The following is a 15811-nucleotide window of genomic DNA, read 5'->3' on the forward strand; positions in this document are numbered from 1 at the left end:
CGGACAGATAATGGATGTGGTTTCCTGCGTTGGGTAAGGCGTAAGAAATCGGCGAAAGGGATGCGATGCAGGCGAAGCCTGTGTTGATTGCTTTGGCCAAAAGAAAGAAAAGATAAAAGCGTCGGGTTTAAACCTGATGCCTTGCAATTAAACTGAAGAGTTTGATCATGGCTCAGATTGAACGCTGGCGGCATGCTTAACACATGCAAGTCGAACGGTAACAGGCCTTCGGGCGCTGACGAGTGGCGGACGGGTGAGTAACGCGTAGGAATCTGCCCACGGGTGGGGGACAACTCGGGGAAACTCGAGCTAATACCGCATAAGCCCTGAGGGGGAAAGGGGGGGCTCGCAAGACCTCCCGCCGGTGGATGAGCCTGCGTAGGATTAGCTGGTTGGTAGGGTAAAGGCCTACCAAGGCGACGATCCTTAGCTGGTTTGAGAGAACGACCAGCCACACTGGGACTGAGACACGGCCCAGACTCCTACGGGAGGCAGCAGTGGGGAATATTGGACAATGGGCGGAAGCCTGATCCAGCAATGCCGCGTGTGTGAAGAAGGCCTGCGGGTTGTAAAGCACTTTGAGGTGGAAAGAAGGGTTCGGGGTTAATACCCCTGGACATTGACGTTACCACCAGAACAAGCACCGGCTAACTCCGTGCCAGCAGCCGCGGTAATACGGAGGGTGCGAGCGTTAATCGGAATTACTGGGCGTAAAGCGCGCGTAGGCGGTTTGTTCAGTCTGATGTGAAAGCCCCGGGCTTAACCTGGGAACGGCATTGGAAACTGGCAAGCTAGAGTGTGGGAGAGGGTAGTGGAATTTCCGGTGTAGCAGTGAAATGCGTAGAGATCGGAAGGAACACCAGTGGCGAAGGCGGCTACCTGGACCAACACTGACGCTGAGGTGCGAAGGCGTGGGGAGCAAACAGGATTAGATACCCTGGTAGTCCACGCGGTAAACGATGTCAACTAGCCGTTGGTGGCAATTGAGCTGTCAGTGGCGCAGCTAACGCGATAAGTTGACCGCCTGGGGAGTACGGCCGCAAGGTTAAAACTCAAATGAATTGACGGGGGCCCGCACAAGCGGTGGAGCATGTGGTTTAATTCGATGCAACGCGAAGAACCTTACCTGGCCTTGACATGTCGCGAATCCTGCAGAGATGCGGGAGTGCCTTCGGGAACGCGAACACAGGTGCTGCATGGCTGTCGTCAGCTCGTGTCGTGAGATGTTGGGTTAAGTCCCGTAACGAGCGCAACCCTTGTCCTTAGTTGCCAGCACGTAAAGGTGGGAACTCTAAGGAGACCGCCGGTGATAAACCGGAGGAAGGTGGGGATGACGTCAAGTCATCATGGCCCTTATGGCCAGGGCTACACACGTGCTACAATGGTCGGTACAGAGGGCAGCGAAGCCGCGAGGTGGAGCCAATCCCAGAAAGCCGATCTTAGTCCGGATTGCAGTCTGCAACTCGACTGCATGAAGTCGGAATCGCTAGTAATCGCAGATCAGAATGCTGCGGTGAATACGTTCCCGGGCCTTGTACACACCGCCCGTCACACCATGGGAGTGGGTTGCACCAGAAGTAGGTAGTCTAACCGCAAGGAGGGCGCTTACCACGGTGTGATTCATGACTGGGGTGAAGTCGTAACAAGGTAGCCGTAGGGGAACCTGCGGCTGGATCACCTCCTTAATAAGCCGGCCCCCGGCGCAGGAAGCCACAATCCATTATCTGACCGCAGAAAAAGTCGAGAAGTAAAGAAGCAAAAAAGCCAAAACCGCGCTTGGGTCTGTAGCTCAGGTGGTTAGAGCGCACCCCTGATAAGGGTGAGGTCGGAGGTTCAAATCCTCCCAGACCCACCACTGGCGGCGCAGAAAGCCAGGAGCGGAACAAACTTGGAAAGCCTAGACGGGGCCATAGCTCAGCTGGGAGAGCGCCTGCCTTGCACGCAGGAGGTCGGGAGTTCGATCCTCCCTGGCTCCACCAGACTCAGCGAAAGAGTCGAAAGTCTTGTACAGGTGAAAAGCCTTTACTTCAAGAAGTGATGAGCCGTAAGCGGGGCATTATGCATTGTACGGAAACATTGTTGCAGAAAGCGCGAAGAAAAGCGCGTAAAGCAGCGATAAAAAGACCGATACATAGCGGAAAGAAGACACGCTTACGAGTCATCATTGCATGACCGATCTTTAACAAACTGGAAGATGTACACTGTAACAAAACGCAAAGGCGCACGGAAACAAAAGGCCGTGTGACCCAAGTATGTGACATGCGAAACGATGTAAACCTGAGGTGGAGTCGCCGTAACAACGGAGGCCCGACCGATTGGGGTTATATGGTCAAGTGAAAAAGCGCATACGGTGGATGCCTAGGCGGTCAGAGGCGACGAAGGACGTATCAGCTTGCGAAAAGCTTCGGGGAGGTAGCAAAAAACCTTAGATCCGGAGATCTCCGAATGGGGCAACCCACCTGCAAAGGTATCCTGTCATGAATCCATAGTGGCAGGAAGCGAACCGAGGGAACTGAAACATCTAAGTACCTCGAGGAAAAGAAATCAACCGAGATTCCCCAAGTAGTGGCGAGCGAACGGGGAACAGCCCTTAAGTTGGTTGTGTGTTAGTGGAACAGACTGGAAAGTCCGGCGATAGAGGGTGATAGCCCCGTACACGAAAATGCGCATCCAATGAAAACGAGTAAGGCGAGGCACGTGAAACCTTGTCTGAACATGGGGGGACCATCCTCCAAGGCTAAATACTACTGACCGACCGATAGTGAACCAGTACCGTGAGGGAAAGGCGAAAAGAACCCCGGAGAGGGGAGTGAAATAGATCCTGAAACCGTATGCGTACAAGCAGTGGGAGCAGACTTGTTCTGTGACTGCGTACCTTTTGTATAATGGGTCAGCGACTTACTTTCAGTGGCGAGCTTAACCGACTAGGGGAGGCGTAGCGAAAGCGAGTCTGAACAGGGCGTTCAGTCGCTGGGAGTAGACCCGAAACCGGGCGATCTATCCATGACCAGGGTGAAGGTTAGGTAAAACTGACTGGAGGCCCGAACCGGGATCTGTTGAAAAAGATTCGGATGAGTTGTGGATCGGAGTGAAAGGCTAATCAAGCTCGGAGATAGCTGGTTCTCCTCGAAAGCTATTTAGGTAGCGCCTCGTGTATCACTGTTGGGGGTAGAGCACTGTTACGGCTAGGGGGTCATCCCGACTTACCAAACCGTTGCAAACTCCGAATACCAACAAGTGCGAGCACGGGAGACACACGGCGGGTGATAACGTTCGTCGTGAAGAGGGAAACAACCCAGACCGCCAGCTAAGGTCCCAAAATCATGGCTCAGTGGAAAACGATGTGGGAAGGCACAGACAGCCAGGAGGTTGGCTTAGAAGCAGCCATCCTTTAAAGAAAGCGTAATAGCTCACTGGTCGAGTCGGCCTGCGCGGAAGATTCAACGGGGCTCAAGCCATGTACCGAAGCTGCGGATTTGCCGCAAGGCAAGTGGTAGAGGAGCGTTCCGTAAGCCTGTGAAGGTCAATTGTAAAGTTGGCTGGAGGTATCGGAAGTGCGAATGCTGACATAAGTAACGATAAAACGGGTGAAAAACCCGTTCGCCGAAAGCCCAAGGATTCCTACGCAACGTTAATCGGCGTAGGGTAAGTCGGCACCTAAGGCGAGGCCGAAAGGCGTAGTCGATGGAAAACAGGTTAATATTCCTGTACCGGTCATTACTGCGATGGGGTGACGGAGAAGGCTAGGTTGGCCGGAGATTGGTAGTTCCGGTTCAAGCATGTAGGGAGTGTTCTCAGGCAAATCCGGGAGCACAATCCTGAGGTGTGATAACGAGTCTGCTTGCAGACGAAGCAACTAATGCCCAGCTTCCAAGAAAAGCCTCTAAGCATCAGGTAATGAGTGGCCGTACCATAAACCGACACAGGTGGGCAGGGTGAAAATCCCAAGGCGCTTGAGAGAACTCGGGTGAAGGAACTAGGCAAAATGATACCGTAACTTCGGGAGAAGGTATGCCCGTGGTAAGTGAAGTCCCTGCGGATGGAGCTGAAGCGGGTTGCAATAAAATGGTGGCTGCGACTGTTTATTAAAAACACAGCACTCTGCAAACACGAAAGTGGACGTATAGGGTGTGACGCCTGCCCGGTGCCGGAAGGTTAATTGATGGGGTCAACGCAAGTGAAGCTCTTGATCGAAGCCCCGGTAAACGGCGGCCGTAACTATAACGGTCCTAAGGTAGCGAAATTCCTTGTCGGGTAAGTTCCGACCTGCACGAATGGCGTAACGATGGCCACACTGTCTCCACCCGAGACTCAGTGAAATTGAATTGGCTGTGAAGATGCAGTGTACCCGCGGCTAGACGGAAAGACCCCGTGAACCTTTACTATAGCTTTACACTGGACTTTGAATCGACTTGTGTAGGATAGGTGGGAGGCAATGAAACTTGGACGCCAGTTCGAGTGGAGCCAACCTTGAAATACCACCCTGGTCTATTTGGAGTTCTAACCTAGATCCGTGATCCGGATCGGGGACCGTGTATGGTGGGTAGTTTGACTGGGGCGGTCTCCTCCCAAAGAGTAACGGAGGAGCACGAAGGTGCGCTCAGCGTGGTCGGAAATCACGCAAAGAGTGTAAAGGCAAAAGCGCGCTTGACTGCGAGACACACACGTCGAGCAGGTACGAAAGTAGGTCTTAGTGATCCGGTGGTTCTGAATGGAAGGGCCATCGCTCAACGGATAAAAGGTACTCCGGGGATAACAGGCTGATACCGCCCAAGAGTTCATATCGACGGCGGTGTTTGGCACCTCGATGTCGGCTCATCACATCCTGGGGCTGTAGTCGGTCCCAAGGGTATGGCTGTTCGCCATTTAAAGTGGTACGCGAGCTGGGTTTAGAACGTCGTGAGACAGTTCGGTCCCTATCTGCCGTGGGCGTTGGAGATTTGAGGGAAGTTGCTCCTAGTACGAGAGGACCGGAGTGAACGAACCGCTGGTGTTCCGGTTGTCATGCCAATGGCATTGCCGGGTAGCTATGTTCGGACAGGATAACCGCTGAAAGCATCTAAGCGGGAAGCCCCTCCCAAGATGAGATCTCCCTGGGACTTGAGTCCCCTGAAGGGCCCTGGAAGACTACCAGGTTGATAGGCTGGGTGTGGAAGCGCAGTAATGCGTGAAGCTGACCAGTACTAATTGCCCGAGAGGCTTGACCATATAACACCCAATCGGTTGGGCGTGTGTCACAACACAGTGGAGCGGCGTACGAGAATAAAAAAAACGTACGGTGGACCGAAAAAACAGAGTACATCCGACAGTTTGAAAGGCTTTGATAAAAACAATCAAAGCCGCTTGCAACAAGCAACCAGTTTTGCCTGGTGGCCAGAGCGAGCGGGAACCACCCGATCCCATCCCGACCTCGGAAGTGAAACCGCTTAGCGCCGATGATAGTGTGGACCTCCATGCGAAAGTAGGGAACTGCCAGGCTCCTATATCTAATCAACCGCCATGCAGTTGAAACTAAAACCGCTATCCTCCGCCAGAGGGTAGCGGTTTTTTTTCTTGATAAATTCGCCAGTTTATAACATATGGAGCCGCTAATTCGGCTACGGATGTAATAAAAAAATTAAAATCTTAGTATCTCCTGTTTTTTATAACTAAAAATGATTTGTCAGCGCCTGCCAACAATGTATAACTGACCCAAAAGCAGAAATGCCGCAAATCTACCTCATGCCAAGAGGTGCGGGTTACCGGCAGCAGTCGCGGTTGAGTGTACATTGGAGCATAAGCCTATGAATCCAGATGTCGTTTCAAGTCCGGAACTTTGGCCGTTAGTGGCCTATTTTCTTGCCGTGCTGGTGATAGTCGCCTTCATGATGGGCGCATCGCATCTGCTCGGCGAACGCAGCAGGAATCCATCTCCAGCTACTCTTGAGCCTTTCGAGTCCGGTATCGTCCCTACCGGTACCTCGTTGCTGCGCTTTTCCGTGCAGTTTTATCTAGTCGCCATTTTTTTTGTCATCTTCGATATCGAAGCCGTGTTCATCTTCGCGTGGGCCATTGCCTTTCGCGAAAGCGGATGGGCCGGTTATATCGAAATTCTGATTTTCATCGCCGTCCTGGTTGCTACCCTGGCCTATCTATGGCTGATCGGCGCTCTCGACTGGCGCACTGAACGCCAGAAATCCATAGCGCGTGATTTTGCCTAATGTAGAGGAGGAGCGATGTCCTGGACGCTTTCCCCTGTTAGTGTGAGTCCTGCCCCGAAACCGGGCGCACAAAGTTACGAAGAAGTTTTACGGCGCAATGTTTTTTTTGCGCGTCTCGAAGACATGGTTGCATGGGGACGCAAAAACTCGGTCTGGCCGTTCAATTTCGGCCTTTCCTGCTGCTATGTGGAAATGGCTACAGCATTTACCAGCCATTTCGATATCGCCCGTTTCGGATCCGAGGTGATACGCGCCAGTCCGCGCCAGGCCGACTTGATGGTGATTTCCGGCACCGTTTTCCTGAAAATGGCGCCGGTGGTCAAGCGTCTCTACGACCAGTTGCTGGAACCGAAGTGGATTATTTCCATGGGGTCCTGCGCAAACTCCGGCGGCATGTACGACATCTATAGCGTAGTGCAGGGCGTCGACAAGTTTCTGCCGGTGGATGTCTACGTACCGGGTTGTCCACCGCGCCCGGAAGCACTTTTACAGGGTTTGCTGCTGCTGCAGGAATCCATAGGCAAGGAAAGACGATCTCTAAGCTGGGTGGCAGGACCGCAAAATAATGAAAAACCAGAGGCCTACAGTCTCAGGGATCTGAAGCAGCAGGCGCGAATGAGGGCAACGGAATTGCGCGACCCGTTTCATCTGAAATAGCGGCTCGGAGGATATTCCATGGTCGCAGTGATTCAGACAGAACAGACCGCTTTCGCGCCGCCGCTGGTTCAACTACTGTATAGGCGCTTCGGCATGGAGGGCTTTACCGTACAAGCCACTGCCGACGAGATTGTGACCGTGTGGATAGGGAGGGAGCGTGTGATCCCGGTATTGCAATTTCTGAAGCGCAATATCGATTTCCCCTTTGCGATGCTTTACGATCTGACCGCGATCGACGAACGCGCTCGCACCCATCTTGACGGTCAGCCTGCAAGCGAATTCACGGTGCTTTATCATCTGCTGTCGTTCGGGCGCAATGAAGATCTGCGTTTGAAGGTTGCATTGTTCGAGCAGGATCTATGTATCCCCAGTATCACCTCTTTATGGTCTGCAGCGAACTGGTACGAGCGCGAAGCGTGGGATATGTTCGGCATACATTTCGACGGACATCCAAACCTGCGCCGCATCATCATGCCGTCAACTTGGCAGGGACATCCGCTACGCAAGGACCATCCGGCGCGCGCGACCGAGATGGAACCCTTTTCCCTGCCGGACGAACGAGAAGAGCGGGAGCAGGAGGCCTTGCGTTTCGTTCCTGAGAAATGGGGCATGCAACGGCAGAACGTAGACAGCGATTTCATGTTTCTGAACCTGGGTCCCAATCATCCCAGTGTGCATGGCGTGTTTCGCGTCGCGCTACAACTGGACGGCGAGGAGATAGTCGACGCGGTCCCCGATATCGGTTATCACCATCGCGGCGCCGAAAAAATGGGCGAACGTCAATCCTGGCATACTTATATACCTTATACAGACCGGGTTGATTATCTCGGCGGCTCAATGAACAATTTGCCGTATGTGATGGCGGTGGAAAAACTGGCGGGTATCGAGGTTCCCGAGCGCGCCCAGGTGATCCGCGTGATGATCTCGGAGTTCTATCGCATCGCCAGTCATCTGCTGTTTTACGGGACATTTGCCCAGGATGTCGGACAAATGTCGCCGATATTCTATATGTTCAGTGATCGCGAGCTGGTTTTCTCCATCCTCGAATCCATCACCGGCGCGCGCATGCATTCCAGTTTTTTTCGAATCGGCGGTGTGGCGATGGATTTGCCGGAAGGATGGTACAAGCTGATTTGCGAGTTCATCGAGTATTTTCCAAAACGTCTGCAGGAATATGACCGCACAGTATTGCAAAACCGGATACTGAAGCAGCGTACCCAGGGCATCGGCGCTTACAGTACGGCGGAGGCGATCGAGTGGGGGGTGAGCGGAGCGGGTTTGCGCGCCACCGGTTTCTGTTGGGATTACCGGAAGAAAAGACCCTATTCGGGCTATCAGAACTTCGAGTTCGACATTCCGGTCGCACAGCATGGCGATTGCTATGACCGTTGTGTGGTGAGAGTGGAGGAAATGCGGCAGAGCTTGCGCATCATCGAACAATGCATGCTGCAGATGCCCGCCGGACCCTTCAAGGCCCGGCATCCGCTGACCACGCCACCGTCAAAGCAACATGCGACGCATGATATAGAAACCTTGATCCAGCATTTCCTGAACGTGAGCTGGGGGCCGGTCATTCCACCCGGCGAGGCATGCTTCGCGATTGAGGCGACCAAGGGGGTGAACAGCTATTACCTGATTTCCGACGGCGGTATCCAGTCTTACCGGACGCGTATCCGCACGCCTTCATTTCCTCATTTGCAAATGATACCGCTGATGAGCCGCGGGATGATGGTGGCTGATCTGATCGCGATACTTGCCAGCATCGATTTCGTGATGGCGGATGTGGACCGATGAAGGAATAACATTGCAGGTTGGATTAGCCGCCAGTAGCAAAGCGCAACCCAACAAATAAACCAAGCGTGACGAACGGTCAATAGCAGGAGGAACAGTCCGGTGAGCCTGAGTCTAGCCGAAATAGAAGCGATACGCGCGGAGGCGGGCAGGTGGCCCGAAAAGTCCGCAGCAGTGATCGAAGCGTTGAAAATTGTGCAGCAGCAGCGCGGCTGGGTCAGCGACGACAGCGTAGGTGCGATTGCCGGGTTGCTCGGCATGTCGCTGGCGCAAGTCGACAGCGTCGCGAGTTTTTACAATCTGATTTACCGCAAGCCGGTCGGAAAGAAAGTCATTCATTATTGCAACAGCGTCGTGTGCTGGATGCTGGGCGCCGATCAAAACCGCGAGTGCATCAGCCGCTGTCTGGGCATAGACGTTGGAGAAACCGGAACGGACGGCGAGTACACCTTGCTGCCGATCGTATGCCTGGGTGCATGCGACAAGGCTCCGGTGCTGATGATAGGAGAAGAAACGCATTTCAATGTAGATCAAACCGCACTGAAGCGGATACTGGATGGCGGAGGGCAAGGCGATGGATAAACCATTGACTCGCAACATCAAGGGGGACGGTTCCGTCACCACGCTGAAGGACTATCAGCAGTCCGGCGGCTACGAGGGGCTACGGAAGGCGCTGAGCGGACATACGCCCCTGGAAATCCAGCAGCAGGTCAAGGATTCCGGCTTGCGCGGACGCGGCGGAGCGGGATTTCCTACCGGCGCCAAGTGGAGTTTTGTGCCGATGGGCGAAAATGCTCCGGCTACCAGGTATCTGGTGGTCAATGCCGATGAAATGGAACCGGGAACATTCAAGGACCGGTTGCTGATGGAGGGCGACCCGCATCAGTTGATTGAGGGCGTCATCATTAGCGCCTATGCGATTCAAGCGTCGACCGCCTATATCTTTCTGCGCGGCGAATATCATCTCGCCGCGCGCCGGATTCGAGCTGCCATAGCCGAAGCTTATGAAAATCGCTATTTGGGCGCGCATATCATCGGTTCGGATTTCAGCCTGGAACTGCATCTGCATACCAGCGCCGGACGCTATATCTGCGGTGAGGAAACCGCGCTGATCAACGCTTTGGAAGGCAAACGCGCGACGCCGCGCGCGAAACCCCCGTTTCCGCAAGCCGCCGGTCTGTTCGGCAAGCCGACCATCGTCAACAACGTGGAAACGCTCAGCAACATTCCTCATATCGTGAACCATGGCGTCGAATGGTACAAAAGCCTGAGCCGTAGCGCCGATGCCGGCACCAAGCTCTACGGCGTCAGTGGCCGCGTGAAACGGCCCGCCATCTGGGAGCTGCCGCTGGGCGTCACGGCCAGAGAGATAATCGAAGGGCATGCCGGCGGCATGCAGGACGGGTTTCAGTTACGCGGCTTTATGCCGGGCGGCGCGTCCACCGATTTTCTGTTGCCAGAGCATCTGGATGTGCCAATGGATTACGGCTCGATCGGCAAGGCCGGCAGCCGCCTTGGAACCGGCACCATGATCCTGCTGGACGATAAGACCTGTCCGGTCGAAATGGTGCTGAATCTGGAGCGATTTTTCGCTCAGGAATCCTGCGGCTGGTGTACGCCGTGCCGTGACGGTCTGCCTTGGGTCGCGACGCTGCTGGAAGATTTGCTGGCCGGACGCGGACGGGCAGAAGATCTGGCGACGCTGGAGTGGATGTGTTCCTTCCTGGGGCCGGGCAACACATTTTGCGCACTGGCTCCGGGAGCGATGGAGCCGCTGCAGAGCGCGCTGAAATATTTTCGCGCCGATTTCGAAAAATATCTGAACCAACCCGCATTGGCCGGAGGCGTTCATGTCTGAAAAAGTCGCAGAAATCGATTTGGCGCAGCCGCAAACCGGCCCGCAAATAGAAGTCGACGGCACCCGATACCCGGTCGCGCCCGGCGACAATCTGCTGCGCGCTTGTCTGTCGCTGGGTCTGGATCTTCCCTATTTCTGCTGGCATCCGAGCCTCGGTTCTGTGGGAGCCTGCCGCCAGTGCGCGGTCATTCAATACCGGAACGCGGAGGATCAGCACGGGCGCATCGTGATGGCCTGCATGACGCCGGTTGCCGACGGCATGCGCATCGGCCTGCAACACCCGGACGCACGGCGCTTCCGCGCCGGCGTGGTCGAATTGCTGATGACCAACCATCCGCACGACTGCCCGGTTTGCGAGGAAGGCGGCGAGTGTCATCTGCAGGACATGACGGAAATGACCGGCCATACCGCGCGCCGGTTTCGCGGACGCAAGAGGACGCATCGCAACCAGTATCTGGGGCCGTTCATCAATCATGAAATGAACCGCTGTATCGCCTGCTACCGCTGCGTGCGCTATTACCAGGATTATTGCGGCGGCAGCGATCTCCAGGCTTTCGCATCCCATAACCACGTTTATTTCGGTCGCGAACGGGATGGCGCGCTGGAAAACGAGTTCAGCGGCAATCTGGTGGAGGTCTGTCCCACCGGCGTATTCACCGACCGGACCTTCAGCCGGCATTATGCCCGTAAGTGGGATTTGCAGACCGCGCCGTCGATTTGCGTACACTGCGGCGTCGGCTGCAACATCAGCCCCGGCGAACGCTACGGCAGTTTGCGGCGTGTCGTCAACCGCTATCACGGCGAGATCAACGGTTATTTTCTGTGCGACCGAGGACGTTTCGGCTACGACTTCGTGAATAGCGAACAGCGTTTGCTGCAGGTTTTGCCGGGTAGCCACAACAATCCGGATGGGAAAGGCTCGGGCGATTGCTTTTCCTGGCTGCTCGACCATGCCGCGGGCGTGATCGGCATCGGTTCGCCGCGCGCCAGCGTGGAAGCCAACTTTGCGCTTCGCGAGCTGGTAGGCGCGGAAAATTTTCATCTCGGGTTTTCCGAAAGCGAATACCTGTTGATGGAATTGCTGCTGGATATCCTGCATTCTGCTCCGGTGCGAATCGCTTCGTTGCGAGAAACCGAAGAAGCGGATGCCGTGTTTATCCTGGGCGAAGACGTCACCCAGACGGCTCCGCGTCTGGCCTTGTCGTTGCGGCAATCCATCCGCAAACCGGCCTATCGGCGCGCGGACCAGCTCGGCATCCCGCGCTGGCAGGATGCGTCGGTGCGCGCTTCCTCGCCGCAAGAGCGTAGTGCATTGTTTATAGCCTGCGTCGCCGCCACCCGGTTGGACGATGCAGTGGTTGCGGTTAGTCATGGAGCGCCGGAAGATTTGGCCCGGCTCGGGTTTGCGGTAGCGCAGCGGATACACCCGGATGCGCCCGATGCGGCGGATCTGAGCCCGGAATGGCAGGAGCGGGCGGCTTTAATTGCGCAGGCATTGTCCGCTGCGCAACGCCCGCTGATCGTTTCCGGTCTCGGCTGTCAAAGCGCCGCCGTGCTGCAAGCCGCCGCGCAAGTGGCCTCGGCGCTAGCGGCGCGGCGCGGCGGAGCCGCTACCGACGTGCATTTTGCGGTTCCTGAATGCAACAGCATGGGGCTGGCCATGCTGGGCGGCGCTTCATTGGCGGCCGCGTTTGCCGCCGTCGAGGAGGGAAGAGCCGATACGGTCGTCGTGCTTGAAAACGATTTATACCGCCGAGCGCCGAAAAAAGCGGTCGACCGTTTCCTGTCCGTAGCGAAAAGCGTGGTCGCTATCGACCACATTCGTCATGAAACCGTGAACAAAGCCCAGCTCGCCCTGCCTGCGGCTACGTACGCCGAAAGCGAAGGAACGCTGATCAGCAGCGAGGGCAGGGCTCAGCGCTATTTTCCGGCATTTCCGCCATCAGGCGACGTTCGTGCGAGCTGGCGCTGGGTGGGTGGCGAGCGCGGCTTCGATCAGCTGCTCGCGGACTGCGCTGAACAGTTGCCGGTTTTCAGCGCGATCAAGCAAGCCGCTCCCTCGCAGGATTTTCGCATTCATGGACAAAAGATTCCGCGTCAAACTCAGCGTTACAGCGGGCGCACCGCGATGCTGGCCGATCAACATATCCATGAACCGAAACAAACGGCTGACTCAGATTCCGCGCTGGCTTTTTCGATGGAGGGCGCGCTGTCCGGCCTGCCGCCGGCGTTGCGTCCCTTTGCCTGGTCGCCGGGGTGGAACTCCAATCAGTCCGTCAACAAGTTTCAGCAGGAGATCGGCGGGCATTTGCAAGGCGGCGATCCCGGCATACGCCTGATTGAGGCGCGAGCCGGAGGCGAGCCGCGCTGGTTTACGCCAGCGGCCGTTTCCCCACCGTCGCAGCCGCCGCGTTTCCGTCTGGTTTCGCTATATCATCTGTTCGGCAGCGAGGAATTGAGCGCGCTGGCTCCGGCGATTGCGGAGCGTGTTGCGAAGCCTTATATCGCGTTGCATCCCGACGACGCGGCGGCAGCCGGACTCGAGCCGGGAGTCTGGGTCGAAGTTGAGGTAGCCGGCGAAACGCAGCGATTGCCGTTAATCATCCTGCCGAGTCTGGCTCGCGGCTTGGCGGCGCTTCCATCGGGTCTGAACGGTTTGCCAGGAGCCGCGACTGCGGCGGAGTTTTGGGAATATCGGCCGGACGCATCGGCCAAACAACAGGAGACGAGCCCATGACCATCGGTTCTCCGGCGAATATTGCGGGCATCCTGATAGTCGTCATCAGCTTGTCCGCCATGCTGATCTGGGTGGAGCGCCGCCTGATTGCGATCTGGCAAGATCGTCTGGGGCCGAACCGAGTCGGCCCGCTGGGCTTGCTGCAGGTGGTGGCGGACATGATCAAGATCTTCTTCAAGGAAGACTGGATTCCGCCCTTCGCCGACAAGCCGGTTTTTTTGCTCGCGCCCGCCGTAATCATGACCACCATGCTGCTCGGGTTCGTGATCGTGCCGTTTGCGCCGGGCATCGGCGTCATCGATTTCAATTTCGGTCTGCTGTATTTCTTCGCTTTGACCTCGCTGGCGGTCTATAGCGCGGTACTGGCCGGTTACGCGTCCAATAATAAATATGCGTTGCTCGGCAGCCTTCGCGCGGCGGCGCAGAGCATCAGCTACGAAGTATTCATGGGATTGTCGGTGATGGGCGTGGTGATACTGTCCGGCAGCTTCAATCTGCGCGAAATCGTGCTGGCGCAGCAGGGCGGCTGGTACTGCCTGCCTCAGTTCGTCGGCTTCGTGACTTTTACCATTGCCGCCGTCGCCGAAAGCCGCCGCGCGCCGCTCGATTTGCCCGAGGCCGAGCAGGAAATCGTCGCCGGTTTTCATACCGAATATTCCGGCATGAAGTTCGGCATGTTCTTCGTCGGTGAATATCTGGGCGTTACGCTGAATTCGGCGATGATCGTCACGCTGTTCTTCGGCGGCTGGCTCGGCCCCGCGTTGCTGCCGCCGCTGCTGTGGTTCGCGTTGAAAACCTCGATCGGTATCGCCTTTTTTCTTTTGATCCGCGCCGCCTTGCCGCGTCCGCGCTACGATCAATTGATGGCTTTCGGCTGGAAAGTGATGTTGCCGCTGAACCTGCTGAATATCGTCGTCACCGGCGCGGTTTTGCTCGCTTGGCCGGGAGGAGGGTGATATGTTCAGCCTGTTGCGTACCTTGTGGCGGGTGTTGCGGCATACCTTTACTCCGGCGGACACCGTTCAGTATCCCGAGGAAATGCCGGCTCTGTTTCCGCGCTATCGGGGCCGCATTGTGCTGACCCGCGACCCGGACGGACAGGAGCGCTGCGTTGCCTGCAACCTGTGCGCCGTCGTCTGTCCTGTGGACTGCATAGCGTTGCAGAAAGCGGAAGACGAGAACGGCCGCTGGTATCCGGAGTTTTTTCGCATCAATTTTTCCCGCTGCATACTCTGTGGCTTTTGCGAAGAAGCCTGTCCGACCTATGCGATACAACTGACCCCGGATTTCGAGATGTGCGAGTACGACCGGCGCAATCTGGTCTACGAAAAGGATAATCTGCTGATCCAGGGCACCGGTAAGTATCACGATTACAACTTTTACCGGGTTGCCGGAAAAGCGGTAGCCGGCAAGGACAAAGGCGAAGCGGAAAACGAAGCGCCGCCTATAGATGTAAGGAGCCTGATGCCATGAATAAAAGGGGCTTTCCACTTTAAACAGGGAAAGAAATGGTCCGCGAAAAACACGAAAGGCACGAAAAATTTACGGGGAAGTATTTAGTGAGTGCTTTTTTAGTCATGACTGAAGCGGTCGGGTTGTGGCTGACCAGACAAGACATGCGGAAGCGTGTCGGTAATACAGAAAAACTAGTGCCAATATCATTTTCGTACCTTTCGTGGATAAATTGCTTTTTCAGATAAAAAAGGGGTAAACGATGGAGCAGACGCTGTTTTTTATATCCGCGCTGATTGCGCTGATCTCCACTTTCATGGTGGTGATACAGCTCAATGCGGTTCATGCGTTGCTGTATCTGATCGTGTCCCTGCTGGCGTCCGGTTTCATTTTTTTTCTGCTGGGTGCTTATTTCGCAGCGGTGCTGGAAGTGATTATTTATGCGGGAGCAATCATGGTGCTGTTCGTCTTTGTGATCATGATGCTGAATCTGGGGCATAAAACCATCGATCAGGAAAAAAGCTGGTTCACTCCCGGCATCTGGCGCGGTCCGGTGAGCCTGTGCGGATTGCTGCTGGCGGAGCTGGTCTATGCCTTGTCTGCGGGACAGGCCGGCGGCGATGTTCATGTGGTCAGCGCCAAAAACCTCGGCATTGCGCTGTTCGGCCCGTATCTGTTGACGGTGGAAGCGGCTTCCATGCTGCTGCTGGCGGGGCTGGTCGGCGCTTACCATCTGGGCCGGCCGTTAAAGTCGAAGGTGACGTCATGACGGGGGTATCCATACAGCATGCCTTGTTGCTGGCGGCGCTGCTATTCACTCTCGGTCTGGTGGGGCTGCTGGTCAGGCGCAACCTGATCATGATGCTGATGTCGGTCGAAATCATGCTGAATGCGGCGGGACTCGCCTTTATCGCAGCCGGTTCGCGTTGGGGGCAGGCGGACGGACAGGTAATGTTCTTGTTGATTGTGGCGCTCGCCGCGGCGGAGATCGGCGTAGGACTGGGGCTGGTCATGCTGGTTCACCGGCGCTTCAATACCGTGGACGTAGATCGCTTGAGCGATATGCGAGGGTAAGGCGTGGGGTTGATAGCGTTTACGGTACACGCACAGTGTACC

At 55.9% G+C, this 15811-nt stretch carries 10 protein-coding genes, 2 tRNA genes and 3 rRNA genes; all 15 read left to right on the plus strand.

From position 1 onward, the window contains the following. Positions 1–149 precede the first annotated feature (149 nt). The 15 genes from F6R98_RS04195 to nuoK all read left to right on the plus strand — a co-directional run bounded on the left by F6R98_RS04195 (position 150) and on the right by nuoK (position 15769). A 16S ribosomal RNA gene (locus F6R98_RS04195) occupies positions 150–1685 on the plus strand. A 93-nt stretch (positions 1686–1778) separates the two neighbouring features. After that, positions 1779–1855: transfer RNA gene (locus F6R98_RS04200), tRNA-Ile, on the plus strand. Positions 1856–1903: 48 nt separating this feature from the next. Further along, positions 1904–1979: transfer RNA gene (locus tag F6R98_RS04205), tRNA-Ala, on the plus strand. Positions 1980–2327: 348 nt separating this feature from the next. Further along, positions 2328–5208: ribosomal RNA gene (locus F6R98_RS04210) — 23S ribosomal RNA — on the plus strand. Positions 5209–5365: 157 nt separating this feature from the next. Next, a 5S ribosomal RNA gene (gene rrf, locus F6R98_RS04215) occupies positions 5366–5478 on the plus strand. The 16S, 23S and 5S rRNA genes sit together here with 2 tRNA genes alongside, the layout of an rRNA operon. A 305-nt stretch (positions 5479–5783) precedes the next feature. Beyond that, positions 5784–6200, plus strand: a complete 417-nt coding sequence (gene ndhC / locus F6R98_RS04220; RefSeq protein ID WP_153247912.1) for an NADH-quinone oxidoreductase subunit A — start codon at positions 5784–5786, stop codon at positions 6198–6200. Between the two features lie 15 nt (positions 6201–6215). Next, a complete protein-coding gene (locus tag F6R98_RS04225) occupies positions 6216–6857 on the plus strand; it encodes a NuoB/complex I 20 kDa subunit family protein (protein WP_153247913.1) in 642 nt (213 codons plus the stop codon). An 18-nt stretch (positions 6858–6875) separates the two neighbouring features. Beyond that, positions 6876–8651, plus strand: coding sequence for an NADH-quinone oxidoreductase subunit C/D (nuoC, locus tag F6R98_RS04230; RefSeq protein WP_153247914.1), 1776 nt, complete (start codon positions 6876–6878; stop codon positions 8649–8651). 99 nt (positions 8652–8750) lie between these two features. Next, positions 8751–9230: an NADH-quinone oxidoreductase subunit NuoE gene (gene nuoE / locus F6R98_RS04235; protein ID WP_153247915.1), complete on the plus strand. Its 480-nt coding sequence runs from the start codon at positions 8751–8753 to the stop codon at positions 9228–9230. Beyond that, a complete protein-coding gene (gene nuoF / locus F6R98_RS04240; RefSeq protein ID WP_228125080.1) occupies positions 9205–10506 on the plus strand; it encodes an NADH-quinone oxidoreductase subunit NuoF in 1302 nt (433 codons plus the stop codon). The genes nuoE and nuoF overlap by 26 nt, the downstream gene beginning before the upstream one ends. After that, positions 10499–13243, plus strand: a complete 2745-nt coding sequence (nuoG, locus tag F6R98_RS04245; RefSeq protein WP_153247916.1) for an NADH-quinone oxidoreductase subunit NuoG — start codon at positions 10499–10501, stop codon at positions 13241–13243. The genes nuoF and nuoG overlap by 8 nt, the downstream gene beginning before the upstream one ends. Next, on the plus strand, positions 13240–14199 hold the full coding sequence (gene nuoH / locus F6R98_RS04250; RefSeq protein WP_153247917.1) for an NADH-quinone oxidoreductase subunit NuoH: 960 nt from the start codon (positions 13240–13242) through the stop codon (positions 14197–14199). Before nuoG ends, nuoH begins: the two co-directional genes overlap by 4 nt. A gap of 1 nt (position 14200) precedes the next feature. Beyond that, positions 14201–14716, plus strand: coding sequence for an NADH-quinone oxidoreductase subunit NuoI (gene nuoI, locus F6R98_RS04255; protein WP_153247918.1), 516 nt, complete (start codon positions 14201–14203; stop codon positions 14714–14716). 241 nt (positions 14717–14957) lie between these two features. Then, entirely contained in the window at positions 14958–15464 is a 507-nt protein-coding gene (gene nuoJ / locus F6R98_RS04260; protein ID WP_153247919.1) for an NADH-quinone oxidoreductase subunit J, read from the plus strand. After that, positions 15461–15769 carry an NADH-quinone oxidoreductase subunit NuoK gene (nuoK, locus tag F6R98_RS04265; protein ID WP_153247920.1) on the plus strand — a complete coding sequence of 103 codons (309 nt, stop codon included), beginning with the start codon at positions 15461–15463 and terminating at the stop codon, positions 15767–15769. Before nuoJ ends, nuoK begins: the two co-directional genes overlap by 4 nt. Positions 15770–15811: the final 42 nt, after the last annotated feature.

The organism is Candidatus Methylospira mobilis (assembly GCF_009498235.1).
GTDB classification, from domain to species: domain Bacteria; phylum Pseudomonadota; class Gammaproteobacteria; order Methylococcales; family Methylococcaceae; genus Methylospira; species Methylospira mobilis.

What these genes read in the sequence shown, in the direction of transcription:
- ndhC (WP_153247912.1), top strand. Translation starts at nt 5,784, where the DNA reads ATGAATCCAGATGTCGTTTCAAGTCCGGAACTTTGGCCGTTAGTGGCC.
- F6R98_RS04225 (WP_153247913.1), top strand. Translation starts at nt 6,216, where the DNA reads ATGTCCTGGACGCTTTCCCCTGTTAGTGTGAGTCCTGCCCCGAAACCG.
- nuoC (WP_153247914.1), top strand. Translation starts at nt 6,876, where the DNA reads ATGGTCGCAGTGATTCAGACAGAACAGACCGCTTTCGCGCCGCCGCTG.
- nuoF (WP_228125080.1), top strand. Translation starts at nt 9,205, where the DNA reads ATGGCGGAGGGCAAGGCGATGGATAAACCATTGACTCGCAACATCAAG.
- nuoG (WP_153247916.1), top strand. Translation starts at nt 10,499, where the DNA reads ATGTCTGAAAAAGTCGCAGAAATCGATTTGGCGCAGCCGCAAACCGGC.
- nuoH (WP_153247917.1), top strand. Translation starts at nt 13,240, where the DNA reads ATGACCATCGGTTCTCCGGCGAATATTGCGGGCATCCTGATAGTCGTC.
- nuoI (WP_153247918.1), top strand. Translation starts at nt 14,201, where the DNA reads ATGTTCAGCCTGTTGCGTACCTTGTGGCGGGTGTTGCGGCATACCTTT.
- nuoJ (WP_153247919.1), top strand. Translation starts at nt 14,958, where the DNA reads ATGGAGCAGACGCTGTTTTTTATATCCGCGCTGATTGCGCTGATCTCC.
- nuoK (WP_153247920.1), top strand. Translation starts at nt 15,461, where the DNA reads ATGACGGGGGTATCCATACAGCATGCCTTGTTGCTGGCGGCGCTGCTA.